The organism is Rhodopirellula sp. P2 (assembly GCF_028768465.1).
In the GTDB taxonomy this organism is placed as follows: domain Bacteria; phylum Planctomycetota; class Planctomycetia; order Pirellulales; family Pirellulaceae; genus Rhodopirellula.
In genome coordinates this window covers 6068574-6095336 of the sequence record NZ_CP118225.1, presented here as the reverse complement: position 1 = coordinate 6095336, position 26763 = coordinate 6068574, and the positions used below count along the sequence as shown (strand labels likewise).

Here is a 26763-nt window from a genome sequence, read left to right as displayed (position 1 = left end):
GGGGAATTGGTTGGCCAACGGCCAACATCAACTCACACGTATTGAATTGAATTTGGCCGTTGGCCAAAATAGGGGCGCGTGTTCTTTTGCTCCAGGGGCGATACCCCTGGCTATGTTGAACGAGGCCGTTGGCCATTCGAGGAAAAATCGCTTCAAAATCTGGCGTCCGCTTGAACGGTGTCGCTCGAGCTGGCAACAAAACTGGGACGCCGCCCAGCGCCAGCTTCATTGAGCCTGCGAGCGAGAACCAGTGGGACCGCCCGTGATCGCTCGGTCAGACGGCAAAGGCCGCGCCGCCGTTGCGAAGCCGCGTCGGTACAGGTGCTCTTTCAGGGTTCGGAACGCGGCGAAGCTCTCGGGGTAAACCCACACCGTGATGGTCGTTTTCGCCGGGTCGCGGCCTGCCAGTTCGACGTCGAGCAATCGGCTGGACGTGAGGACTTGATCAATCGGTTGCCCGTGCGGTTCTTCAAGTGGTTCGATGACCATGCCTGCCAGTTGAACGCGGGTGCCCATCGAGGTCTTGCCACCCTGGGTGACTCGCCCGGAGGATTTGTCCATGGCATAGTGCGCGACGTACCCGCGAATCGGGCCGACGGCGGACGAGGAACGTCCGTCTCGTGAACCACGGATGACGCGGCCAAAGTCTTCTTTGATGGCTTTGAGCAGCGGTTCGATCGGAACGACCGAGACTCGATCGTTCTTCAGTCGCAAATGAATCTCATCGCCAAACACGGTTTTGGCCATGGGCGTTGGGAGATGTTCCACCGCGACCACGGGCGACTCTTGGTTTTCGAGGCGTTCCTTGGTGCCGGCCAACGCCGCCAAGTTTGAGCTGACCTCTCGCATTTCGCGACCGAGTTTGGCAGCCTTGACTTTGGTTTGGTCGAGTTGCTTTTGCTTTTCAACCCAGGCTTCTTCGGCCAACGTCAACAGGTCCAGCAAGGCACCACGTTCACGCTTGGCCTGTTCCAATTCCGCATCATAACGCTTGACCATGTTTTCCAGACGCATGGATTCGCGTTGTGCTGAAGCGGCTCGCATGGCCACTTGCGCCAGTTGGGAAAGCTGTGCGTCGGTTGCCAGCTTGGGTTGCGGCGAAAGCGTTTCCTCGGGCGAAACCAGCTCACCAGGTTTTTGAGCGATCTCGTCGGGCGACGTCAGTGCACGCGTGATCCGTTGTGTCTGGGTCCCCAGCACCACCACCAAGATGATCAAAATCCCAACGAGGTTGGCAACGATGTCCAAGAAGGCATCGTGACCGAGTTCCAATGTCGTGCGTCTGCGTCGACTCATCGAACCCTCCGCGTGATTTCAACGCCACTGTCGTGCATCAACGTTTGCAGTTCATGGAAACGTTGATCGGCATGGGGCGCCACCAACACATCCAGTCGAGGTTGCCAGCGGCCGCCAGGGAGCGTGGCTCCCCAACCATCCACTCGGTCGCGAACGGCGGTCGCTAACTTCAGCGTCGCGTTGTAAACCGAATCGTTTTCGAACGGGAACGTGGCGACCACCGTGTTGTTTTGAACGAGTTCGTATCGATCGTGGTAGCAGACCATCGCGATCGGACGAACCACTTGAGTGCCATTGATCCCAGCCATCGATCGCGGCAAGGCCCAGTCTTGACCTTCACGACGGACCGTGTTGGAAGGCGGTTGCTGCGACTGCATGTTGACACTCGGCGGTGGTTGATTCGCCGAATCGGGAGCCTGGTTCGCGGATGGAGGTGTAGCCGACGACTGCGAAACGGAAGCGGAGGCGGATTGACCACCCGTTGCTTGTTGCATCCCAGCGATTTGTTCGCCATTGACCGGCGAGCTGGAACCACGGAAATCAGAATCCGTTTCGTCTGCGTTGGACTCGCCTTCCGAGCCATCGACGGATGGATCGTTCATGGAACCTGGCGTGCCGGACGGTGGGAGACTGGTGTTGCCTTGGGCATCGTCCAGCAGCGGTTTGTCCTTTTGAGCCAAGTAGTCATTCAGGGCATCGGACCGGGAGTTGACGGCTCCAAAGCTGGATTGACTGGATCCAGGAATTGGCTCTGCCAAACCGCCAGCGGGCAAAGGAGGCCCCGCGTCACGAGGTGCCAGGAATCCATTCGCTCTGGCTTGCCGGTCAAGTGATCGCGCGGACAAGGTGGGCAGCGGTTGGCGAGCCTTTTGCTTCGACGTGCCACTGGGGTCGCCGAGTTGTGAGGTGGCTCCTGCGGGTTGCCCACTGAAGCGGTTGTCAGTGACGCTGCCGCGGAAGGGAGCCTCACCGGTGCTTGGTTTGGCACTGTACGCGTCCGCGTTTGCAAATTCACCACCGGACGCGGGTTGCGAAGCACCTCCAAGCATCGAGCCACCACTCAAACTGCCACGGCCGGTGCCGTTGCCATCGTCACCGCGGCCGCTGCCGCTGCCGCCGATGTATTGATGGAGGTTTCGATTGGCGGCTTCGTGGACGGCCAGTTCGATCTTGGGCTTCAAGACACGGTCCGCTTGTGGGAACGCCAGATCAACCTCGGCCGGAACCAATTCATAACCGTATTGGTCATCCCAATCCTTCATCGCAGCGCGGGCAGCAACGAACGTTTCAATTCCGTCGGGGCGAACGATCAACAAGGGGTAAGGCGGAACGGAATCACCGTAGTTTTGCATCGCGTGTTGACGCACCACTCGAAGGGCCGCATCCAGCGGATTGCTACGAGGCGATCCGGATTGGACTCCCGCCAACAATTGCGTGTAAGTGATCCGCGTGTCCTCGGGCCAAATGGTGACCCCGTGTTCGTCGCACTCGGCATAGACAGGCCGGCGAGCCGTGCCATTGGGACCCCGGTGAGGCACAATGACGACGCGTGGTTTGTCGCCGGATTTGACTTGTTCCAGTTCTTCGATTTCGCGACGCAACGTTTCCATCTCTTCACGCATCATCACGATGGCTTGTTCGTCGACTTCGATGGCGTCATCGGGAGTGATGGCGGCCTCGACTTCCTGGCTGAGTTGTTTCAACCGGTCTCGCAGTTTTTGCGTTGCCGTTTGGAGTTGTGTCAACTCATCCCGACGTCGTTCCACGTTGCCCGTTTGTTTTTCACGGTGAGCGACCAATTGGTCGACGCGAAATTGTTCTTCTTCGAGCAGTTGGTCGGCGGAGGCCGCCGTCATGGCCGGAGGAGCGTCTGCGTCTGCCAGCGAGTCAGCACCGACCCCGGCCGATGAATCTTCTTCATCGACTGGTTCATCGAGCGACGGTGCGACCGATCCCGCCTGCTGGGCAACTTGTGGGACCGAGGTGTCCTGAGCTTTTTCGGCCACCAGGGCCAGCAACAGGATCAAGGTACCCAGCGTGCAGACCAGCACCGCAAGGAACGGGAACAACGAGGGAGACAGCGAGGCGCGTCGCCGACTCATGCCGCACGCCTGTTGTTGGTGGAGTCATCACGACCGCTGGGAACTTTCGCAGCGGGCAAACGTTGTGACAATGAGTCGACGGCACGAGCCAAGGTTCGCATCGCGTCGCCCATCACGGGATCCAGTTCCACGACGGGGGCGTCGTGGTGCGTTTGCAAGCTTTGTTGGGCGGCCAGCGCGGTCATGGCTTCGGTGTGCGTCATCAACGTGCGCCGATGCGTTTGCACTTCCACCGCGGTGGTATGCATCGCGTCGTTCCAGGCCTTGGTTTGATCCTGCAACGTCTGGCTGACGCCGTTTCCGATCGTGTCCAAGCGAGACACGGTGGCTTCGATCCGATCTGCGTGACTGGTCAGTGCTGGTTGCAAGGAGGCCTGCATCAATTTTCGGAATTGTTCCGAGCCTTCGTTGTGCTGCGTTCGCCAGGAGGCTTGGGCCTCTTCGATTGTCTCTCGCCACAGCTTGGCTTGCGTTGCCAGCGACTCTTGCACGGCGACTCGAATGCCGTCGCACAACTGGGTGACCAACGCGGTTTGGCTGTCGCCCGCATCGTCACTGGGCAGTGCTTCCGAAACCAAATCGCGAACACGTTGGTCAACGTCTGCCAACAAGGTTTGTTGGGAGCGTTCGACGGGGAACTGCAAGAAGATTGCCAGCACCGACAACACCAGGCCCAAGGCGGTGGTGTCAAAGGCAACATACAGACCGCTTTTCAATCGATCGACGGCGGCGGTTCCATCGGTGAAGTCCAAACCGCCCAGGGTTTGGGTGATCCCGATGACCGTCCCCAAAAATCCCAGCATCGGAATGGCCCAGACGATGATCCGGATCAGGCCGTAGGAATCGTGAGCGGCATCCGCGTCGCGTTCGGAAAGCTCACGCAAATCTTGCGGCAGATCGCCGGTCCCGCTGCGATGGGATTGGCGTCCCAGCACTTCGTTGAGACGACGAACCAGCAGCGAGTTTCGTGTTGCGGAAGGAAGTGAACGCAAAGATTTTCGCCAGACACGAGCGATCGCTCCAGCGTCATTTTCCTGCAACCATCGTTGTGCGGGGGAGGTCGACGCGGCACTCGTCGAGTGTGCCAGCAGGTCTTCATCACGCAACAATTCCAATTGATGCCGATCCCGAGCGATCTGCACGGCGCGAACCGCGAGAATCGCGATGGCGACGCAGAACAGAATGGCGGCGGCGACCGCCACGGGGTGACCGAGGAAGTAGCGATTCAGCGGAGCCCAGTTGGCGCCGAACACGACGCCGTAGAAGACCCCGGACAGGGCCAAGCCCAATCCAATCGGACCGACGGTGGTGACGACTTTGGAAATCATCGAAGGCGCATCGACCAGATTCACAGACTCCGTGGTCGAAGGAGACGCAGCAGCGTCGCTGTCGGCGGCCTGCCCAATGCCCTGCAATTCCGTCGGAGGCTCCACCGGTTCTCCCCAGTGATCCGCGGGAGAAAGCGTGTCGTTGACGTTGAAATTGTGAGGCTTCATCGGACTCCTTCCGGACGGAATGGCGATTCATGGCGCGGAACGGCACAGCCGATCGCACACACCACGTCGCTAGGATCGACCGTTACAACCGGCGGACTTCATCGAATCCGCATTTTTTAACATTCGGTTTTCGCGACGGTGCGATCCGGGCAGAATTGCTGACGGTGAATCGCTTGATGGTGAATCGCAGAGAGTAGGCACTTGGACACTCTGCCAGGAAGATCGATCCGCTGGGATGGTCGAGCGATCTGGACCGGAACGGAGTCGCTGTTCTAGAGTGGGCGTTGAGCTGCGTGGATGCCCCCCGATGCTTTGGAAATCCTTTCCACACCTGTCCTGTTCTGGAGAAGTCGCCGTGCGTACGAACCTGGTTGCCTCGATGATTTGCGTTGGATTCGGCGTGTTGATCGGGCTGGGCTTGGCCTCGGACTCCGCTGACGACGCGTTTGCTCAAGAATCTCCCGTCATCCGCCAACCCGAGGCCCTGCTCGATGGGGCTCGCCCGTTGGAGAGGAATCCCACACTCATTCAGGCTCGGCCGGGGCGCGACGTGGGGGCTTCAGGCGAAATAATCGGATTTTCCCATGTGGATGAATCGGGAACGCAAGTAATTAGTTTGGTAAACACAGGAAAACTGTGGATGGCGGTGTATCATGTGGGTCCCGATGGCGAGATCCGACTGGTGAGCAGCCGCGCTATCGATGCCGATTTTTCATTGGAACTCAACGCGACGGCACCCCTGCCGGACGACATTCGTCGCATGCAAGGGAACGCGAAACCACGTTGAGGCGGCAATTCTGCATCTGAACGGCCCGTTTCTGTTGGCGATTCGCCGAGACGGCCATTAAGATGGGGATGGCAGGGAAGCTACATCAAAACGACTACTTTCGACGCCCCCTTTCCTCATCTCAGCGTTGCCATGGCCTCTTATTTGTCTCTCGAAGACGCCGCCAAACAACTCGGAATTCCCGCCGACAAACTGATTGATCTTCGCAGCCAAGGTCAGGTCCGGGGCTTTCGCGATGGTTCCAGCTGGAAGTTCCCCGAGGCAGAGATCGAGCGTCTGAAGGATGAACTTCCCAATATGTCCGGACTGGGGTCCGGAATCTTGGCGGTTGATGGTGGCGGATCCAAGATCGGATCCGTGATCGGTGGTGACAGCTCGGCCAGCGATGACAGCGGGTTGGATCTGGACATCGATTCCCTTGCCGGCGGCAGCGACGTCAACCTGATCGCCAGTGATTCGGGTGACGGCAGCGACGTGACCATCGTGCCAGGCGGAAAAGCCGACAGCGACGCGCCTCTGAAGATCGATCTGGATGATTTGAATCTGTCCGGTTCGGCACTGTCGCACGACAGTGGGGAATTGGACTTGGAATCGGCAACGCCCGGGCCTCAAGCCGACGGTGATAGCGACGAATTCAATCTCGGGAGTTCTTTGGAACTGAACAGCGATTCAGATGATCTGTCGCTGGAACCCGTCAAAGGTACCACTCCCGGTTCCCCAGCCAAAAATCAGTCGGACTTGTCCGGGCTGGACGGAGAAGACAGCGACGGGGATCTGGACCTTGGTGACATTGGTTCGGATGAACAGGCCAGCAGCCTCGAATTGATGGGCGATTTGGATCTGGACAGCAGCCCGTCTGCCATCGAATCGAAAAGCCACGCGGGCAGTGATGTCTTGAGCGAACTGGATTTGTTGGCCGGCGACGCGGGCGGAAGCGGACTGCTTTCCGGCAGCGGCGATTTGCTGGGCAGCTCACTGATGTCGGTCGAGTCAGGCGGTTCGTCTGGTGTCGATGACGCCTTGGCGGACGACGACGATCTGATCATCGCGGATGACGACGATGACTTGGTGGTCAGCGGTGCAGGCAGCGACATTTCCATCGCCGGGGACAGTGGCATCAACTTGATGAGCCCGTCCGACAGTGGTTTGTCACTGGAAAGTGAGCCATTGGATTTGGCTGGCAGCAGCATTTCCGCCTTGGATCTGGGTGCTGAGCTGAACGAAGGTTCCGGGACAGGAAGCGGTCGCAGTGGAAGTGGCCTGGTCCCCGCCAGCGAAATGGGGTCGGGGATCGATTTCAAAGGCGATGACGAGTTCCAACTGTCGGCCTCGGGCATGCAGCTCGATGGCAACGAGGAAAGTGCTTCGCAAGTGATCGAAGTGGTGGATTCCGGAGCCGTCGACATTGAAGAAGTGGATTTCGATTCTGCCGATCAGGTCGACGCTTTTGGCGACGCCGGTGACAGCGGTTTCGCAATGGACGATGACGTCGCGGAAGTTGACGCGTTGGGCGATCCAATGGACGCCGATGACGGCTTGATCGACGAAAACGCAGCCGTCGCAGCAGCGGGGGCAGGCATGCGGGGCGGATATGAAGTCCCGTTCACCTTGCTGCAAACCGTTGGCCTGCTGCTGATCCTCAGTGTGATGAGCTTGGGCGGCATGTTGATGACCGACCTGGTTCGCAACATGTGGAGCTACGCCGAGCCTTCGGCTCCCGTGAGCGCACTGACCGACATGCTGATCAGCGTGGCCGGTTGGGGACAGTGACGCCAACCGCTCGCTGCGGTTGAGTCAACCACGTCCTGGGACAGTCCTGGCATTTCAATCTCACCTCGGCCGCCAGCTGGCAGGCAGGGGAGATGTCCTGGCCACGAGTTTGGCTTGACCTGAGGACGGATTGTGGGGTAATCAACACATTGTGAACTTCCCTCCTTGTGTTCCCTACCCAGGATTCCCACCCCATGTTTCGTCTGGTTTTGTTGTCATTGATGGTCGCTGGTTTTTCGCTGGCCACTCCGTCCGCCGCAGAAGTTTCGGCTGCCGAAACCGTGAACTATCGCTGCAAAGAATGGAAAGCCAAGCACATTCACGATAAAAAAGCGGCTGACACGATCGAAAAAACTCTGAAGACCCTGAAATGCGAGACTCAGCGTCACGCCCACAACGGTCACGACGATCTGAAGTACCGCTGTGTGGAATGGAAGACGTTGCAACTGAAAACGCACGAAGAAGCCCACAAGTGGGAAAGCTGGTTGAAGGAATACGGCTTCGAGACTCAGCACAAACACTGAGTGACGTCTCCGCATCCTCTCGCTTGAAAGACTGGCTTCGATGGCTCACCGATCCCTTTTGCTGCCGCTGATGTCGCTGCCGATCTATTCGGGGTTGGCGATCCGCGCCGTCCAAGCAACCGGGCAGGTTGCCTCGCAGTGGATCGAATCAGCGGGGGACGTGGTCGAGAATCTCCGTGATTCCAAGGAATCCGGGGATTCGTTTGCGGACATTTTCGCCGCCACCGCAAGTGAAGGCGGTTCGGCAGCGAATGAGTCCGAAGGCGGTCTGCAAGCGATCCGCGAAACTCTGGGGAAATTCCTGCGAGACATGGGATTGGCACCCGGATCCGAAGTGAATCTGCAGTTGTCCGGAGATGAAATGCGAGTGGCATCGGACCACCCCCGAGCCGCCGAAATCGAGGATCGTCTCTCTCGAGAGAGCACATTGATGGCGAAGATCCGGCAACAACTGCCGGGACAGCAACAATTTGAGTTCAACGTCCAAGTCGCGCCTCACGATGACTTGACGGGATGACGGCTTTTGTCAGAATGACGTTCAAGCCCGGAGGATAAGCGAATGGCTAGCAGGCTGATTCGAAATCAGTTGTCCAGTAATGGATTGCGGGTTCGAGTCCCGTGTCCTCCGCTGCTATGAAAGACCTCGCAAAGCATTTTGTTTTGCGAGGTCTTTTTTTATGGGCCCAACGCGAAAGCGGGTTGGTTGGAACGTCGCTGACGGCGATTGTCGCGGGCGGATGCTCGATCGCGATCAACGGGAGCCTGCGGCGTCGCTCCAGATGGATCGCAATTCGTGGGCTTCCAACGTGAGGAGCTTGGCCGTTCCACCGCGAGCGGTGACCGTGATGGGGGTGGCGTTTTGTTGTGCCGGGCCGGGACCGCTGATGAAGACGCGGCCTTCGTTGCCGATGATTTCTGTCAGCGATCGATCGGCGAGGACTCGCACACTGATCTTGCCATCGACCGGCTTCAGCGGCGTTTCGTTCAGATTTTGGGTCTTCGCGTCGTACCCGATGGTTCGGCCCGCCACGGTCAATTCCAGCGAAGAGGCGGTTCCAAGCTCGATCGTGAACTGAACGTCGAGCAGGTCGGACCCGACGGCCAGCGAAATGGCTTCGTCGGCAATCAAGTCTTGGGCCGGAAGCTGATGGCGATTGGACCTCAACGCTTCGATTTCAGCGATCGGTTGAGCAAACATGCGAACGCCGTCGTCGGTGGTTCGCAGTGACAGTTCGTGAGGGAAGCTGAAGTGTTGGTTGTAGGGCCCCGGTGCGTTGATTCGCAGCCAGCCCATTTGAATCCTTCGTCCATCGGGCGCGTTGTCGAAGGTTTGGGAGGCGTAGTAGTCGCCCCAGTGGACTTGGTGTTTGCCCTCGTGTTCGGGCGTGAAGACTTTGCCATCAAATGAGCCGATGGCGTACTTGGCATCGGCAGCAAACACGACCCAGCGCGAGTTGGACTGTTCGCCATCGATGGGGAGTTCAAACAACTCGGTGCACTCAAAGTAGCCGGGAAGATGACTTTCCAGCGTCCAATCTTTGAGGTTGATGGAGGTGTGAAAAGCAGCGTTTTTTCCGTGTTGAGGGTGTTCGTCGTAAACGACCATCACCCAGTGACCGCCAAGTTGTTTCGCCGCGTCATTCAGCGGGGTGTCGGCGTCAGCGTAGGGGTACCAGATGACTTTCGGATCGCGGCCTTGGTGCTTGACGATTGGGTTGCCTTCGTACCACTGAAACGTTTTGCCGCCGTCGTTGCTGTACGTCACCGCTTCGCCGGCCCCGGTGTCCGTGAGAAACGCAACCAGTGTGTTTTCGCCCCATCCGCTGGTGTTGTGTTTGTCCACGGTGGCTCCGCCTGAAAAGCAACTGCCGGTGGCCATCGTTTTGGGAAACAGCTTGTTGGGTTGTTGTTCCCAGTGCAGCAGGTCTTGGCTGGTTGCATGCCCCCAGGTCATGTTGCCCCAGGGCAAGGCCACCGGGTTGTGTTGGAAAAAGAAGTGCCACGTTCCGTCGTGATAGACCATGCCATTGGGGTCGTTGATCCAGCCCACCTTTTGGGTGAAGTGAAACTGCGGTCGGTGTGGTTCTTGGTAGAACTTCTCTTCTCCGGGGACATGGTTCGACTGACGAACCGCCGCGAATCCCGCGTCGGTCACCTGGGTCGCGACGACGCGAGCGTTCTGGCCTTGGTAAGCGTCGATGGTGAAGTACGCGTACCAGTCCGTTGTTTCTGCGGACGTGGCGATCGTCAAATCATATCGACGGACTTCCTTGTCGTTTGCGAAGAGATGGATTTGCCCTTTGCCACGTCCCGCGTTTTCGATGGGGATGACCAAGTAGGTGTCCGTGACGACGAACTCTTTCTCGCGGCGGTCCCATTCGGGCAGGTTGGGTTTGATATTCGTTTGAACGAGGTGGTCCACGTTGATGTGTCCCCAGCCACCAGTTGCTCGATCAACGATCTGGATTTGGACGGTCTGGCCAGCAAGCTCGCTGAGGTTCCAAAACGCGGGTGCGAGAGCTTCGCTGCCACCTGAATTGGTGTTTTCACCGGTGATTGTCTGAATCACTTGTCCGTCAACCAGGAGGTTCATGCAGGTCTGATTGGCGTGCCCACCACCCCCGATCAGAAAGGTGAGGTAATCGCGTTCCACTTCGAACGGTGGTGACGTCAGAGTGCCGGTTGTCCGGTCGCCTCCTTGGAACGAGTTCACCAATCCGGAGCCAGCGTACCCGCTCACCTGCATCTGCCCCGGCAAGGTTCCCTTGGCGGGGCCCGTTCCGAATGCATCGCCTTCAGTGATCCAGTCGCCGTACGAGTCACCTTCGAAATCAGCGACGACGAGATCGGCCTGTCTCGTGTCTTGGGATTGCACGAATTCAGTGGCCTGCAAGGCCAAGCAGACAGCCAGCAGTGCGATCAGCTGTTTTCGGAGACGCAGCGGGTGGGGGATCGAGATCATGGAGCACGTGCAGGCGGGGAGGAGAGGCCAAGAGACGGATTGGCGAAGCAACAGATCGGTTTCGGTCCGAGACACTCATTGGCGGGAGGGACGACGCGATTGTATTCGAAAGGGGACGAGGGGATGTCCAAGGATGATCTCGGGAGGTAATCGATCGTCCTGGCTGGGAAACTCAAAGTGAGGGCCGGTTGCTCGGATTCCGGCCGAAATTTCACCAGACTCTCTTGTTGGCGATGCTCGCTGGTGTGTAGTACAGCATGGTTGCAGTGTTGTCGTGCACAGGGTGCGCACGCACGGTCGCTCCGCTCATTCGACGAGATGAACCGTAGAGGCGGATCCGGCCTTCACGACTCGCTGCTGTTTCGAATCAGAGTCTCTGAACTTGAACGACGACGGGCGTTCCCCGGCGTCCCACTCATTCATGAATATTGTCCGACTCCTACCGTGGTTCGCGATTCTGGGGTGCATGCTGGCGCCGCAGAGCGTCTCGGCTCAAGGTCCCAGTGGGACAACGAGTCGGGCGAAAGCTGAAAAATCCACGGAAAAGATGACTTGGTATCCCCAGTCAATCAACGGCAAAAGCACCGATACAGTATCCGGTGATCTTCTCTCCGAGAATCTTCCGGTGGACTCGGTGGTGGAAGGCGTTTCGTTTGATTCACCCGAGTACTTTGATTCACCCGAGTACGAGGTTGACGAAGAACCTTTTCACGGCATCGCTTCGTGCGACGGATGTGGTGGTTGCGATCAATGTCTCACCCGTCGGTCGGCACGCCGATTTTGGGTCCGTGCGGAGTACCTTTTGTGGTCGCTCGATGGAATGGATTTGCCGCCGTTGGTAACAACCAGTCCAGCTGGCACCGACCCGGAGGACACGGGCGTGCTGGGACAATCCGGAACAACGACGTTGTTTGGAAGCAGCAACGTGCTCGATTCGATGCGGTCGGGTTTGCGTGTGACGCTGGGATGGAGCGACGATCATTGTGGCAACGGTTTTGAACTGAGCGGCATGGGGATCTTCCAAGATGAAGAGAGCTATCAAAGCAATCGAGGGTTGTTGGCTCGTCCCGTGTTTGACACCGAAGCGGGGGCCGAGTCATCGATGTTGATCGCTCACCCTGATTTCCTGACAGGCTCCGTCAACGTCCAGGCGGAAAGCGAGTTGGCGTCGTTTGAGTTCAATCGCCGCCATGTGTTGTCTTCCATGCGAGGCCAACGCGTGGATTTCTTGCTGGGCTATCGATACGGCAGCCTCAACGAAATGCTGCGGGTCGATCAATCGTCGGTGTACACGGCAGCTCAAGGCCCGATCATCTCAGGCACCACCGTGGATCTGTGGGATCAGTTCGAAGCGGACAACCAATTCCATGGGGCTCAGATTGGTCTCCAGTTTCAACGTTGTGTCGGCGCGACGTCCTGGGACGCTCACGCCAAGATCGCGTTTGGAGTCAACCAAGCCGAAACCACGATCGCCGGTCAAACGACCAACACCGTTCCGGCCGGAGGTTCCGCCACTTTCGCGGGCGGTTTGCTGGCTCAGTCAACCAACATCGGAACCTATGACGATTCGTCGTTCATGGCCCTTCCGGAAATTGGATTGAACCTGACAACTCAAGTGCATCGCGACATGAAGTTGACGATTGGATACAGCCTGATGGTCTGGTCCGATGCTGTCCGAGTGGACGACGCGATCGATCGCAATGTCTCGCAGTTCCCACCGGAAGCACCGACAGGTAGCAACCAACCGGCCTACGAACTGACGACGAGCAGCTTCATCGCTCACGGATTGAACATCGGGGCTGCGTTTCAGTTCTGATGCGACGCTTCCGTGCGTGCGAAAGCACTGCGGTGAGCGAGATGGCACTCGTTGCAGTCGCGTCTGAATTCATCGTCCGCCCACCCAAGTCTGGACGCTGCCAAACTTGGGTGAGCTCGGACGACACCGATCACACAGTGGTCTCAATGGTGATCGTGAGCACTTCTTCGACGGCCAATCCGTAGCGGTCAGTTGACAAGACGCGAATGCTATAGCTGGATTGAGCTGATTCGTCGGCGTCGAAGTTGGTTTGCAATACACCGTCAACGATGGTGAACGATGCGTTGTCAGTGCCACCGGTTCCGGCGACCAATTCGAACGTGTGTTCGTCGAAGTCGTTGGCGTCGGTGGCAGACAAGTTTCCGACCGTCGTGCCGCTCAACGAACCATCGGCCACGGTGCTGTTGTCCAGCAGGATGCCCGTCGGTGCGACGTTTTCTTCGGAGACAATCAAGTCTGCTGTGTCCTCAAAGGTGAGTCCACCGGAATCGGTCACGCGAACGCGAATCGAGTAGAGAGCTTGGATGGCATCATCGGTTGCTTCCGCGGTTCGCAATGCCCCATCGACCAGCGTGAATTTGTCATTGTCGAGGTCGCCATCGCCCGAAACAAATTCGAAGGTGAAGGTGTCGCCGGCGTCTGGATCGACCGCCCCCAAATCTCCAACAAGGAATCCACTGGCTTGACCGCTGGCAATCGCAGGGAACGCCAAGCTCAACCCGGTGGGGGCTTCGTTGACATCGGTGACGGTGATCAGGAAGGATTGGCCGATCGTTGCTCCGACGGCATCGGTGCTTTGAATGCGAACGGAATACGACGATTGAGATTCAAAGTCAAACGTCGCGGCGGTCACCAGGTTTTCTCCATCGATCGCAAACAATCCGTTGTCGGTGTCACCCACACCACTGACCAAGGAATACGTGAACGTATCGGCGACATCCGCGTCGGTCGTGCTGAGTGCACCGACGACGGTTCCAATGGCCGCGTTTTCAGCGACCGCTGTGTCGTCAAGTGCGATCGCAGTGGGGGCTGCGTTGGTATCCGTCACGGTGATCGTGAACGTTTGCTCCACAAACGATCCCTCGGCGTCGGTGCTTCGCACTCGAATCGAGTAGGACGATTGTGTGGCCATGTCGAGCGTTGTGGCGGTCAGCAAATCTTCCCCATCGAGAGTGAAGGATGCGTTGTCGGTGTCCCCATCACCAGCGACCAAGGTGTAGGTGAAGGTGTCTGAGGCATCGACGTCGGCGGTGCTGAAGGAACCCACCGTGGTGCCCGAGGCTGATTCTTCGGTGACAACGCTACTGCTGATCGAAATCGCGGTGGGATCCTCGTTCACATTGGTGACGGTGATCGTCAGGGCTTGCTCAAAAGTTGCTCCAGCCGAATCAGTTGTTTGAACACGAACGGAATAGGACGATTGGGTCTCAAAGTCGAACGTGGTCGCGGTGACCAGATTGCTGCCGTCAATGCTGAAGGCCGCGTTGTCTGTGTCTCCATCGCCAGCGACCAGGGCGTAAGTGAAGGTATCGCCAGCATCCGCGTCGGTGGTGCTGAGTGCACCGACGATGGTTCCCGACGCGGCGTCTTCCGCGACGCTGGTGTTGTCGATCGCGATCGCTGTTGGAGCCGCGTTGGTGCTGGTTTCCGTGATCGTGATCGTCAGAGATTGCTCAAAGTTGGCTCCGGCCGAATCGGTTGTTCGAATCCGAACCGAGTAGGACGACTGGGTGTCGAAGTCGAACGTGGTCGCGGTGACCAGGTTGCTGCCGTCGATGCTGAAGGCCGCGTTGTCTGTGTCTCCATCGCCAGCGACCAAGGCGTACGAGAAGGTGTCGCCGGCATCTGCATCGGTTGTGCTGAGTGCACCGACGATGGTTCCCGAAGCGGCGTCTTCGGCGAGGCTGCTGTTGTCGATCGCGATCGCTGTTGGAGCTGCGTTGGTGCTGGTTTCCGTGATCGTGATCGTCAGAGATTGTTCGAAGGTCGCTCCGGCTGAGTCGGTCGTTTGAACACGAACCGAGTAGGACGACTGGGTGTCGAAGTCAAACGTGGTTGCGGTGACCAGGTTGCTGCCGTCAATGCTGAAGGCCGCGTTGTCGGTGTCTCCATCGCCAGCGACCAAGGCGTAAGTGAAGGTATCGCCAGCATCCGCGTCGGTTGTGCTGAGTGCACCGACGATGGTTCCCGAAGCGGCGTCTTCGGCGATGCTGCTGTTGTCGATCGCGATCGCTGTTGGAGCCGCGTTGGTGCTGGTTTCCGTGATCGTGATCGTCAGGGCTTGCTCAAAGTTGGCTCCGGCCGAATCGGTTGTTCGAATCCGAACCGAGTAGGACGACTGGGTGTCGAAGTCGAACGTGGTCGCGGTGACCAGGTTGCTGCCGTCGATGCTGAAGGCCGCGTTGTCAGTGTCACCATCGCCACTGACCAGAGCGTACGAGAAGGTGTCGCCGGCATCCGCGTCGGTTGTGCTGAGTTCGCCAACCGTGGTTCCGGAGGCGGCGTCTTCGGCGAGGCTACTGTTGTCAATCGCGATCGCAGTGGGGGCCGCGTTCACGCTGGTGTCGGTGATCGTGATCGTCAGGACTTGGGTGATGGTCGCGCCATTCGAATCCGTGGATTTGATTCGGACCGAGTAGGACGACTGGGTGTCGAAGTCAAACGTGGTCGCCGTTACCAGGTTGCTGCCGTCGATGCTGAAGGCAGCGTTGTCGGTGTCGCCATCGCCACTGACCAGTTCATAGGTGAAGGTGTCTCCGGCATCCGCGTCGGTGGTGCTGAGTTCGCCGACAGTTGTTCCCGAGGCGACGTCTTCAGCGATCGTCGAGTTGTCCAGTGCCAGTGAGGTGGGCGCGTCGTTGGAATCCGTCACGGACAGAGTCAGGGTTTGCTCGAACGTGGCTCCACCGGAATCCGTGGTTTGCACCCGAATCGAGTAAGAGGATTGAGTCTCGAAGTCGAAGGAGTTTGCCGTGACGAGGTTGCTGCCATCGATGGTGAAAGCGGCGTTGTCTGTGTCGCCTTCGCCACTGACCAAGGCGTAGGTGAACGTGTCCGAAGCATTCGCGTCGGTGGTGCTGAGCGTCCCGACGGTGGTCCCGACCGTGGCATGTTCCTCGATGTCGGTGTTGTCGATCGAAATCGCGGTCGGCGCGACGTTGGCTTCGCTTTCGGTGATGGTGATCGTCAAGATTTGTACAAACGTGGCTCCCGCAGAATCCTCGGTTTGAACTCGAATCGAGTAGGACGACTGGGTGGCGAAGTCGAACGTGGTGGCCGTCACCAGGTTTCCACCGTCGATGGTGAAGGCGGCGTTATCAGTGTCCCCATCGCCACTGACCAAGGTGTAGGTGAAGGTGTCCGACGCATCGGCGTCGGTGGTGCTGAAGGCACCCACGGTGGTTCCGGAGGCGGTGTCTTCCGAAACGCTGCTGTTGTCGATCGCGATCGCAGTTGGAGCGTCGTTCACGTCCGTGGCAGTGATCGTGAAGGTTTCCACGGTCGATAAACCGAACGGGTCGGTGCTTTGGATGCGAACCGAGTAAGACGATTGGGTTTCGAAGTCCAGTGACGTGGCGGTCACCAAATCGTTGCCGTCGATCGCAAACAATGCGTTGTCGGTGTCACCCGAACCGCTCACCAACGTGTAGATGAACGAATCCACCGCATTGGGATCGGTCGTGCTGAGAGTGCCGACAGTGGCGCCAACATCTGCGTTTTCTTCCACCTCGTTGTTGTCAATCGCGATCGCGGTGGGGGCCACGTTCGTGGACGTGATCGTGATGGTGAAGGTTTCTTCGGTGGAAAGACCGTCAGCGTCTTGAGCCTGCACTCGGACCGAGTAAGACGACTGCGTTGACTGGTTGGCAGCAAACGCGGTGATCAGTTCTCCGTTGGAGATCGTGAAGGAGGCGTTGTCGGTGTCACCGGTTCCGGAAACCAAGGTGTAGGTGATCGTGTCACCGACGTCGGGATCGTCGGTTCCCAGGGTTCCGACCACCGTTCCGCTTGCTTCGCCGGTGGCGACGTGGGTCCCGGACAGGGTGAGCGTGGTCGGTGCTTCGTTGACACTGGAGACCGTGATCGTGAAGGTTTCCTCGATGAATTCGCCGGTCGAGTCGGTGCTGCGAACGCGAATCGTCAGCGTGCCCTGTGTTTCGGCATCCAGCGATCCAGCAGCTTGCAATTCGTTGCCCGAAATCGCGAACAACGCATTGTTGTCGTCACCTTCTCCGGTCGCGAAGGTGTAGGTGAATGTGTCCCCAGATGTCGGGTCGGTCGAGCTGAAGGTGCCAACGGTGTCTCCCGCCGATCCATTTTCAGCGACGCTGGAATCACTGAGTGTGATCGCGGTCGGCCCTTCGTTGCTCTGAACGATCGTGAAGACTTGCTCGAACGTTTCGCCGCCTGAATCCGTCGTCTGAATCCGAATGCTGTAGCTGCTTTGCGTGTCGAAGTCGATCGTCGTCGCGGTTCGCAGTTCATTGCCCACGATGGTGAACGAAGCGTTGTCGGTGTCACCCGTGCCGGAGACCAACGAATAAGTGAACGAGTCGGAGGCATCCACGTCGGTGGTGGTGAAGGATCCAACCACGGTTCCGGACACCGAATCATCCGCAATCGAATCGTCGCTCAAAGCGATTGCGGTGGGCGCCTCGTTGATGTCAGCGACATTGATCGTGAAGGTCTGATCAAATGACAATCCGCCTTGGTCGGTTGTGCGAACAACGACGGAGTAGCTGCTCTTGGTTTCGAAGTCGAGGGATCCCGTGGCGACCAACGAATTGCCGGAAATGGCGAAGGTGGTGTCCGTGGTGCTGCCGTCGATGGAGACGATGCTGTAGGTGAACGTGTCGCCGGTGTTGCTGTCGGTGGTCGACAAGTCGCCAACCGCTGTGCTGGCCGTCTCGTTTTCAGCGATCGATGTGTCGCTCAGCGAGATTGCCGTGGGAGCGACGTTTTGATCGGTAACCGTCAGCGTGAAGACACGCTCCAGTGTGCGTCCGGTCGAGTCCGTGGTTTGAACACGGATGGTGTAGGTGTCTTGAACGGATGCGTCGAACACTTCGGCGGTCACCAAGGTGTTGCCCGAGATGGTGAACGAACTGTTGTCGGTGCTGCCGGTTCCTGAAACCAAGGCATAGGTGTGCGTGTCACCCGAGTCTGGATCGGTCGAGGAGAACGTTCCAACCGCGGTTCCAACCGCCAAGTTTTCTGCGACGGTGGTGGTGGAGAGGCTGATGCTGGTCGGTGCTTGGGCATCCGGCAAGTCAGGAATGTTTGGCGTCGACAAACCAACGACCCGTCTCAGCAGGTCGCTGGCATCCAAGGGGCTCAATCCGTCTTGTCCCGTCACATCACCGAGCAAATCGGGGTCGATTGCTGCGAAGGGAACGAAGGCTTCGCCCGATCCGGTCGCATCGGTAATGACGAAGCCGGTGTCCAGATCGACTCCGACTCGAGCAACCAAACGCGCGTCTTCTGCGTCGTAGCGGCGGTTTGCATTGACGTCGCCGGGAAACGCGACGACTTGAATGGCATCGTCCGCGGTGGCGGTCATGCCCCCGGCATTCACTTCCAAGGAACTGATCGTCAAGGTTCCCGTCGAACCGTATGGAGCGTCTTCTGGAATGGTCGCGATCAGATCGATGATGTCAGCTTGGCCGGCGTCCATTGCCTCCAGGCTAAAGAAGGTGATCGTGGCGACACCGGGGGTGTCCAGGTTCGCTTCGACTTGGCTTCCGGTGGGGGCGTCTTCGCCCAGTTGGACACCGGAGATGTCCAGCATGGCCGGATCGTACTGAATCGTCAGCGTCACCGAGGTCACGCCATCGGCGTTGCTGAGTTGAATGGGCAATCCGGCTGGCAACTCGGTTCCGCTGCCGCCGACGGGCAACTGAACCGTTTGGCTGGGGCCGCGAACGATGTCGGGCAATCCCACGACCAACGCGGCGGGGCTGGCAACCGTGAACGTGGTGACGTAGTTGCCACCCGCCGTTCCGTCGCCATCGCCATCCAGAAGTTCGCCGTCGGCGAGGTCCGTGAATCCGTCACTGGCACTTCGAAGGGTGGCCGTGTAGGTGTCCGCTGCGAGCGGTCCATCGGTTGCGATGAATGTAACGGTTGTGCCGTTTACAACGAGTGAACCACGCACTTCGCCGGTTGTGGCACCCTGCAATGTCACGTCGGCCGCACCGGCGTCACCGGCTTCCGTGTCGTAAAGGCTGAGTTGAGGGATGCTGACTTCTTCACTCAGTTCAGCGGTGAAGCCCGATGGGGTGGGAGCGAAGGAAGCAATCGTGGCAGCCAACACCCGACGTGACTCCAACGATTCCACCTTCAATCGTCGATCACTGGATCCGAGATATCGGTTCTTATGGCGGGAATTGCGGGATTGTTTCGAACTCAGGCGAGCGAGGAGACGCTGGACAACTGGTTTCATCGATGGAGGACCTTGTTCGACGGAAGTCGATAGAAAAGCAATTCTGCCGTCCCTGCTGAGGTGTGGATTGTCACGCGGTCCCTGGCGACAAACGGAGTGCTCATTTCGAGCTCACTGAGAGTTTAAGACGTCATTCAATGATTTTCGTCACGGGGCTTTTGAAATTTTCTAGGAAATTTTTTGTGAGTTCGTGCGTCAGAGGTATCGTTGAGTGTGAGATTTGCACCCCGTCCTGACCGATCAATCCGGTCAGTCCGGTTTTGCGGAATTGGTGTTGGAACCAGTCAGGTGAAGACGAACAACGTTGCAAGTGCGGTGCAAAGCCCAGTGTGAGACACGCTGACTGATTGATGTTGATGCGAATTGCCCAACAAACTGGTGTGAGAACAAGCGTCGTTCCACCGTTGATCGTGGCTGTGAACAATCCAGAAAGACTCCGGCAAACTCTGATGAAACCTTCTCGATCCCGTCGCCTTTCCATTCAATCGCTCGAAGGGCGACGTCTTCTCGCGGCCGTCAACGTACCTGATGACCTCACTTCGGCACCTGACGCGATCGTGTCCGTTCCAGTGAACATTGATTCGGCGACCGGAGTTCGTGCAGCAGAGATCCGTTTGAGCTACGACACGTCGGTGTTGGATCTCAACGCCGACGACATTGACTTCGGCAGCATTTGGGGGACCGGGAACGACACCCAAGTCACTGCGAATGTGGACGATGCGGCAGGAACGGTGGTCATCTTTGTTTCAGCCTCCAGTGAATTGACGGACGTTTCCGGCAGTGTCGTGGAACTTTCCTTTGCAGTCGCCAGCGACGCGGTGCTGGACAGCACCACCGTGCTGGATCTGACCCAAGTCACCTTGAACGAGGGGCAGATCTCGGTCGATCCAGCCCCCATTTCCGGTTCCGATTCGACCGACGGTTTGATCACGATCACCGCGGCAGCCACCGGCGATGACTCGATCTCGGGATTTGTATACGCGGACGCTAACAATGACAACGCTGTCGGAACTGGCGAAGCCATTCCGGGCGTCACGATCACGCTGACAAACACGTCCACCGGGGCGGAATTGCAGGCAACCACGGACTCCGACGGCAGTTACGAATTCACGGATTTGGCACCCGGTGAATATGAAATTGTTCAGTCCCAACCGGTCGCTTACCTGGACAGTGGCGTCAATGAGCTGACCGTCACCCTGGTCGAAGGCACGACGCTCGAGGATCAGAACTTCCGCGAACTGGGTTTGCTTCCTCAATACATCTTCAATCGTCTGCACACCTCCTCGGTGTTGCCTGTCGGTTCCGACACCTGGAAGGACGCGATCACTGACATCAATGCGTTTGCGGAATCAACCGCCGGTGCCAGTTCAGCAAGCTCTGTCGCAGCAAGTTCCAGCGTTGTGACGGCATCCACCTCGCCCGCCAGCGGGACCGAGTCAACCACCCCCGCGACATCGGATTCAACCGCCAGCGGCGAACCCTTGATCGATGAGGCATCCCCATCGCCGATTGCTTCCACCGCATCAAGCGTCGCGACCGCACAGACGGCGGCGATGGGAACCCCCGTTGGGTCCAGCGACGACGACTCAGATGAAACCGCTGCGGTGGACGAAGTCTTTGCAAGCAATCTGTTTTGAGCAAATGTTTTCGACGGCGTGGAACTGACGCGACGGACTCAGTTGCGTCACGAAACAACGTTGATTTCTCTCACTTGGCCATCCCACGAAAAAGACGCAACTGCACGGATCCCGGCTTGGTGCTGCTCAGCCCAGAAACCTCCTGTGTCGGTGTGAGCACAGTCAATGAAACTCGAATTTGCGCTGGCTGATTCTCGCAGAGTGTGGCTAGGTGACGTTGACACAAATGTTCAGCCTGGATTACTTCTTGGATTGAAGTCCCCAAGTTCGGTTGGAGTTTCAATCTCCAATTCGAAAGTGCTGGGCGTTCATGGCACTCGCGATGAACAGAAGATTCCATTCGGAAACATACATGGGAGCCAGGATGGCCAAAACATGTCGCGTGTTGACGACCGAGCGTTTGGAAGGTCGACACTTGATGGCAAGTGTTTCATTGGACGCCTTGGGGCCCGCTCCCGAGCAAGAGTCGGTGGCTTCGATCCGAGTTGAAGACGCGCCCGCTCTCAGGGCAGCCGAGATCCGATTCGAGTTCAATCCCAAACTCGTGCAAATCGAACAGGAAGACATTCGACCGGGAGCCATCTGGGACAACAAAGCGGCCCTCATTGCCAATGTCGATCAAGAAAATGGCATTGTGGTTGCTTATGTGTTTTCGACCCAGCCGATGGCCGCCCGCGATGGCAATCTTCTCGACATTGAACTCGATCCAGCCAGAAACGCGGCCTGCCTGACGCCGCCGAAACTGGATCTCCAGCAAGTGCGTTTGAACGAGGGCACGATTGAATTGGAATCGGAACCCGTTGTGGGACCGGATCCGACGGACCGTGCTGTCATGCAATCTGCTCGCTCAACGGACATGTTTGCTCCGCCGGAGAACAAACCGTTCATTGGGCCGGTTCTGCCGGATCACTTGAAACCAAGTCATGTGGACACGGTTCTCAACGACCTCTTCCGATCACCCATTCGCGGACGAATGTTGGGGTTCCAACGACCTGGTTGAGCGATTGTTCAACCAACGATGTCGCGGATCACACTTCCGTAGACATCGGTCAACCGAAAGTCGCGTCCCGCATAACGGTACGTCAACTGCTCATGATCCAAGCCCAACAGGTGCAGGATCGTGGCGTGCCAATCGTGGATGTGACATTTGCCTTCCACCGCTTCGTAGCCATGTTCGTCGGTGGCACCGTGACTGAAGCCGCCGCGGACTCCGCCGCCAGCCATCCAAGTGGTGTAGCCCTTGTTGTTGTGGTCACGCCCGTCACCGTTCTGAGCGTGTGGTGTGCGGCCAAATTCACCGGCCCAGATGACCAACGTCTCATCCAACAACCCGCGTTGCTTGAGATCTTGGAGCAAACCCGCGATGGGGTGATCGATCTGCGCGCAATGGTCATCCATTTCGTCACGCAGGTTTCGGTGGTGATCCCAACCTGGGCTCACGCATTCAATGAACCGGACGCCGCGTTCTGCCAAACGTCGAGCCATCAAGCACTGGCGACCAAAGTCGTCTGTCCCTGAACCGTTGATCCCATACAGTTCCAGTGTGTCCTGCGATTCATCGGACAAGTCCACGGCTTCGGGCATTTCGGATTGCATTCGATAAGCCAACTCGAACGACTCGATCATGCCTTCGACTTGGGGTTGGTGACCGTCCCGATCGAGTTTGTTTCGATTCAGGTTTTGGATCAGATCCAACTGGATGCGTTGCAGTTCCGGATCCAGCATGCGGTTTGTCAAATTGGGGATCGCACTGTCATCGCGTTGTGCGAACTGATCGCGAACGGGGCGACCAAAGGGACGCTGTTGCATTGCCGCATCCATCCCGCCGGACGTCCTCTGCCGTGACTCGGCGTACCGCCGGCGAAGGTCGCCGTTCATCCCCGATTGCATTGCACGTCGCGAGCGAACCGGTTGATTTTGGCCCGGTTGATTGCCCCCGTTGGCTCGCATTCTGTTTTGAGCGAACCCGCCGCGGCCTCGACCGCCCGCTTTCATCTTGGTTCCTTGATAGATCGCCGGTAGAAACGAACTGGCGTAGTTTCCGCTGTCACCGGGGGACGGATTCAACACGATGAATCCCGGCAAGTTCTCGTTTTCGGTTCCCAGCCCATACAGCGTCCAGGCACCCATCGAAGGCCGTGGGAACTGGAAGTTTCCCGTGTGAGTTTGCGTGGTCGCTTGCGGATGATTGGGTTGGTCGCAGTGCATGCCACGCAGCAAACACAACTCATCGGCTTGCTTGGAGAGTTCTGGGAACAAATCCGAAATCCACAAACCGCTGTCGCCGCGTTGGCGGAATTTCCACGGCGATCCCAACAGGCGTCCGGTCCCGCCGTACTTGCCAACCTTGCCTGTGTCACGTGTCAGTTGCGGTTTGTGATCGAACGTGTCGACATGGGAGGGGGCACCTCGCATCGATAAGAAGATGACTCGCTTCGCTTTGGATTCAAAGTGAGGTTCTTTGACCTCCAGCGGGTTGCTGGCCCGCGCTTGCTCGGTCGCCAATGCGGCAAACGCGAGGTAGCCAAACCCGCTGCTGACCGCTTGGAGTGCACCGCGACGAGAGAAGTTGGTTGAATCGGACATGAGGGAACCTGATGAGAGAGCGAAGTGGAGTGATCGAGTCTTCTTAGCGGAGCGGCGCGAGCCGCCCGGTGTGTCACCGGAGGGCTCGCGCCCTTCCGCTATCTTTCGAAATCCCGAAGTTGTTTCGGAATGGTTCCTTAGCGGAGCGGCGCAAGCCGCCCGGTGCGGCAGTTCCCTGTGGCGTAGGCTTTCAGCCTGTGAGTGAGGATCCACAGGCTGGAAACCCATTCCACATGGTTCAGTTCAGGCATCGGAACTCAGCCGAAGCGATCAACGCTTGGCAGAATGCGGTCATTGCGAGTTGCTGGGCGGATTGAAATCGACTGGATTGATTTCGAGCGGGCTGCATGAAATCCTGGAAGAAGTCCACGCAGCTTCGGATCTCAGAATCGGTTGCTGGTCGGCCATAAATCGTCAGGAACGCTGCGGCAACGCCATCGCGAATGCTTTTGTGTTCATCAAGCAATCGCCGGCCCAGTCTTTCTGCGTTCTGCAATACAAATTCATCGTTCATCAGATACAACGCCTGCATCGGAACGTTCGAAACATCACGTTTCGCGTTGCTGAGACTCGGGTCGGCGAAGTCGAACAACGCGAGCGAACGCGGCACGGCATCACGAACGATCGGCAAGTACACCGATCGACGATCATTCAGGCCGTCCAGCAGCGATGCGTCCAGTGTTCTGCCAATTCGGTTGTTGCCATAGCGAGCGATGGGCGATCCGATCGGACGTTCCAGATTTAGCCCACCGCCAATCGCAAGGATCGCATCTCGCATGGATTCCGCATCCAACTGTCGAGGACTGGCACGCCAAAGCAGTCGGTTGTCAGGATCGATTTCGTCGTTCTCCTCATCCATTCGCGAGCTCATTTGATAGGTTCGCGACAGCACAAGGTCGCGAATCATGGACTTCACGGACCAATCCTTGACGAACTCAATCGCCAAGTGATCCAACAACTCGGGATGCGAGGGGGCTTGCCCGGTCAGTCCCCAATTGTTGGGCGTCGACACGATGCCTTCACCAAACAGATGCAGCCAAATGCGATTGACCATCACACGGGCGGTCAATGGATTCTCGGGCGAAGTCAGCCACTGGGCCAATTCCATTCGTCCACTGGCATCAGACGGAATCGAGAAGTCGGAACTGTGCGGGAGGACTTGAACAAAACCCCGTGGCACGCGTTGCGCTGGAGTCTCCACGTCACCGCGAACCAAAACCGCGGCGTCTTGGCAGGAATCGGATTCCTGCACACCCATCGCGAGCGTCCGCGGAGTGCCGTCGTCTTCGATCTCTGACAACACCCCTTGGATCAACGCGACTTGAGCCCGCAGCCGAATCACCGACTGCTGTTGCGATGGATTGTCACGGTCGCGAACCGCTTCGGCCATCTGAGAACGAACATCTCGCATCCGTTCGTTGAGGTCTTCAATTTCATCGAGTGAATATTTTCTACCGGCGGGCACTTTGTCTGCGATTGGAAGTTGCAACAGATCCGACGCATTGCGGTTGGTGATCCCTTCGGCCGTTCCATAGTACGTGTTGGTGCTTTGGAAGATCCCAGCCATCGCGTAGTAGTCGGTCGTGGGGATCGGATCCAATTTGTGGTCGTGACAACGGGCACAGGCGACCGTCAAACCCAGGAAGGCCTTGGTCACGGTGTCGATCTGCTCATCGATGATGTCCGCTTGGACTTGCCGCGGGTTTCGTTCAACCAAGTTCTTGGTTCCGATCGCCAGAAACCCGGTTGCGATCAGATTGCGTTGCCATTGTTCATCGGTTTTGACCGGCAACAGATCGCCGGCGACTTGTTCGGCGATGAAGCGATCGTAGGGCGTGTCGTCGTTGAAAGAATCGATCACATAATCGCGGTAACGCCACGCATGCGGATACGTGTTGTTGGTGCTGTTGCCGCATGATTCGGCGTAGCGAGCCACGTCCATCCAGTGACGTCCCCAACGTTCGCCAAAACGTGGGCTGTCGAGCAGTTCGTCCACCTTGGCCTCGATCGCCGCGTCGCGATTCTTGGCTGTCGCACGCAGGAAAGACTGGACTTCTTCGGGGGTGGGAGGCAGCCCGATCAAGTCAAAGGACAAGCGTCGCAGCAGTGTCGCCGCGTCAGCATCCTCCGCCGGTTGCAAACCGTTGTTTTCCAGTTTTGCCAGCACATGCTGGTCAATGGTCGACTTGGCCCAGTTGGTGTTCTGGGGTGTCGGCGGCTCTTGCGTCTGCGGGCTTTGAAACGCCCAGTGATCTCGACCGGTTTCCAAATCGATCGTGCTTTCCACCGTGATCGATTCGCGAACGCGTGGATCGGGCAATCCCATTTCAATCCATCGTTTGAAATCTGCCAGCACCTCGTCGGGCAATTGGCCTCGTGGTGGCATCTCCCAACCGTTGTACGTCACCGCATCCCAAAAGGGGCTGTCTTCGGGATGCCCCGGGACGACCGACGGACCGGACTCGCCGCCCAGTAGCAATCCATCTCGCGTGTCCAGTCGCAGGCCGCCCCGCGTCTTGCCGGATTCTGCCGAGTGACACTCATAGCATTCGCGAACCAGCACCGGACGAATTCGGTTCTCAAAGAACTCGAGTTGTTCCGGAGAGATTTCGGCGGTCTCTTGCGCCCGCGACTCAAGCGTACCGATCACGCTCAACGAAGCGACCAACATAGAACAGACGAATGTTTTCATGGCGACACGTGCAAACATGAAGGCTGCAGAGAAGAGAAAAGGATTGAGCGTCTAAAGCGGGAGTGGCTTGCAGCCTGTCGTCCCGCAGGGGATTGCCCCGCATCACCGCCCGGCGTCACAAACGCCGGACGCGAGTAGCCAACCGTACGGTTGCATTCCCACGTTGGCGGCGATCATTCACCGGGGCGTTTGGGCTGCACGCCCTTGTCTTCGTTTCGCAACCCGCGTTGTCCGTTGGCTCCCGGACGCATGCCTTCACGGCCTTGCCGACCTCGCATAGCTTGCATTCGATCTTCGCGAATCGCTGTCAGGGCTGCGGCGAGTTCTTTTTCATTGAGAGCACCGTCGCCGTCCTTGTCATGGTCTTTGATCAATTTCGCTGCGATCTTGGTTGAGTCCAATTGCATGCCGGCGCCCATCCGCCGTCTGGCTTGCGGGTCGCGCTCGCCCTCTTTGTCCATGCGGTTGGGTTTTTGAGCGAACGCGACTGACGAGATCAGTGGCAGGGCGGTTCCGCCGGCCAACAATTTCATCAAGAAGCGACGTCGCTGTGGGTGCTCTTCTGCAGGCTGACTCGAGCCAATGTTCTCGTTTGTCATGGTGAATTTCTGTTTGGGAATCGGGGCAAAAAGATTGATCCAAAGGAACGTTTG

At 58.0% G+C, this 26763-nt stretch carries 15 protein-coding genes and 1 tRNA gene; 8 read left to right on the top strand and 8 right to left on the bottom strand.

Annotated features, from left to right (window positions below; all coding sequences use genetic code 11):
* Positions 1–225: 225 nt before the first annotated feature.
* From PSR62_RS21480 to PSR62_RS21470, 3 genes are read right to left on the bottom strand one after another with little or no spacing between them, the layout of a single operon-like run.
* Positions 226–1296: a hypothetical protein gene (locus tag PSR62_RS21480; protein WP_274405027.1), complete on the bottom strand. Its 1071-nt coding sequence runs from the start codon at positions 1294–1296 to the stop codon at positions 226–228.
* Positions 1293–3398: a hypothetical protein gene (locus tag PSR62_RS21475; protein ID WP_274405026.1), complete on the bottom strand. Its 2106-nt coding sequence runs from the start codon at positions 3396–3398 to the stop codon at positions 1293–1295. Before PSR62_RS21475 ends, PSR62_RS21480 begins: the two co-directional genes overlap by 4 nt.
* Positions 3395–4894, bottom strand: coding sequence for a MotA/TolQ/ExbB proton channel family protein (locus PSR62_RS21470; RefSeq protein ID WP_274405025.1), 1500 nt, complete (start codon positions 4892–4894; stop codon positions 3395–3397). Before PSR62_RS21470 ends, PSR62_RS21475 begins: the two co-directional genes overlap by 4 nt.
* 355 nt (positions 4895–5249) lie before the next feature.
* Between PSR62_RS21470 and PSR62_RS21465 the strand changes: the two genes are divergently transcribed.
* The 5 genes from PSR62_RS21465 (at position 5250) to PSR62_RS21445 (ending at position 8603) form a co-directional block, all read left to right on the top strand.
* A complete protein-coding gene (locus PSR62_RS21465; protein WP_274405024.1) occupies positions 5250–5681 on the top strand; it encodes a hypothetical protein in 432 nt (143 codons plus the stop codon).
* Positions 5682–5813: 132 nt separating this feature from the next.
* Positions 5814–7451: a helix-turn-helix domain-containing protein gene (locus tag PSR62_RS21460; protein ID WP_274405023.1), complete on the top strand. Its 1638-nt coding sequence runs from the start codon at positions 5814–5816 to the stop codon at positions 7449–7451.
* 194 nt (positions 7452–7645) lie between these two features.
* Complete coding sequence (locus PSR62_RS21455; protein WP_047817329.1) at positions 7646–7975, top strand: hypothetical protein; 330 nt, start codon at positions 7646–7648, stop codon at positions 7973–7975.
* Positions 7976–8015: 40 nt separating this feature from the next.
* On the top strand, positions 8016–8492 hold the full coding sequence (locus PSR62_RS21450) for a hypothetical protein (protein ID WP_274405022.1): 477 nt from the start codon (positions 8016–8018) through the stop codon (positions 8490–8492).
* A gap of 29 nt (positions 8493–8521) precedes the next feature.
* Positions 8522–8603, top strand: a tRNA-Ser gene (locus tag PSR62_RS21445).
* A 123-nt stretch (positions 8604–8726) separates the two neighbouring features.
* On the opposite strand, the gene PSR62_RS21440 is transcribed toward PSR62_RS21445, so the two are convergent.
* Entirely contained in the window at positions 8727–10937 is a 2211-nt protein-coding gene (locus PSR62_RS21440; RefSeq protein WP_274405021.1) for a glycoside hydrolase family 32 protein, read from the bottom strand.
* Between the two features lie 547 nt (positions 10938–11484).
* On the opposite strand from PSR62_RS21440, the gene PSR62_RS21435 reads away from it, so the two are divergent.
* Positions 11485–12753: a BBP7 family outer membrane beta-barrel protein gene (locus PSR62_RS21435; RefSeq protein ID WP_274405020.1), complete on the top strand. Its 1269-nt coding sequence runs from the start codon at positions 11485–11487 to the stop codon at positions 12751–12753.
* Positions 12754–12883: 130 nt separating this feature from the next.
* On the opposite strand, the gene PSR62_RS21430 is transcribed toward PSR62_RS21435, so the two are convergent.
* On the bottom strand, positions 12884–19195 hold the full coding sequence (locus tag PSR62_RS21430; RefSeq protein WP_274405019.1) for a cadherin domain-containing protein: 6312 nt from the start codon (positions 19193–19195) through the stop codon (positions 12884–12886).
* 449 nt (positions 19196–19644) lie between these two features.
* Between PSR62_RS21430 and PSR62_RS21425 the strand changes: the two genes are divergently transcribed.
* On the top strand, positions 19645–20832 hold the full coding sequence (locus PSR62_RS21425) for a cohesin domain-containing protein (RefSeq protein WP_274405018.1): 1188 nt from the start codon (positions 19645–19647) through the stop codon (positions 20830–20832).
* A gap of 364 nt (positions 20833–21196) precedes the next feature.
* Positions 21197–21832 carry a cohesin domain-containing protein gene (locus PSR62_RS21420; RefSeq protein WP_274405017.1) on the top strand — a complete coding sequence of 212 codons (636 nt, stop codon included), beginning with the start codon at positions 21197–21199 and terminating at the stop codon, positions 21830–21832.
* An 8-nt stretch (positions 21833–21840) separates the two neighbouring features.
* Here the strand turns inward: PSR62_RS21420 and PSR62_RS21415 are convergent, their stop codons facing one another.
* The 3 genes from PSR62_RS21415 to PSR62_RS21405 all read right to left on the bottom strand — a co-directional run bounded on the left by PSR62_RS21415 (position 21841) and on the right by PSR62_RS21405 (position 26709).
* Complete coding sequence (locus PSR62_RS21415; protein ID WP_274405016.1) at positions 21841–23418, bottom strand: DUF1501 domain-containing protein; 1578 nt, start codon at positions 23416–23418, stop codon at positions 21841–21843.
* 238 nt (positions 23419–23656) lie between these two features.
* Positions 23657–26128 carry a PSD1 and planctomycete cytochrome C domain-containing protein gene (locus PSR62_RS21410; protein WP_274405015.1) on the bottom strand — a complete coding sequence of 824 codons (2472 nt, stop codon included), beginning with the start codon at positions 26126–26128 and terminating at the stop codon, positions 23657–23659.
* Between the two features lie 155 nt (positions 26129–26283).
* The gene (locus PSR62_RS21405; protein ID WP_274405014.1) at positions 26284–26709 is read right to left on the bottom strand and encodes a hypothetical protein; all 426 of its coding nucleotides are present in this window, start codon (positions 26707–26709) and stop codon (positions 26284–26286) included.
* Between the last annotated feature and the right edge of the window lie 54 nt (positions 26710–26763).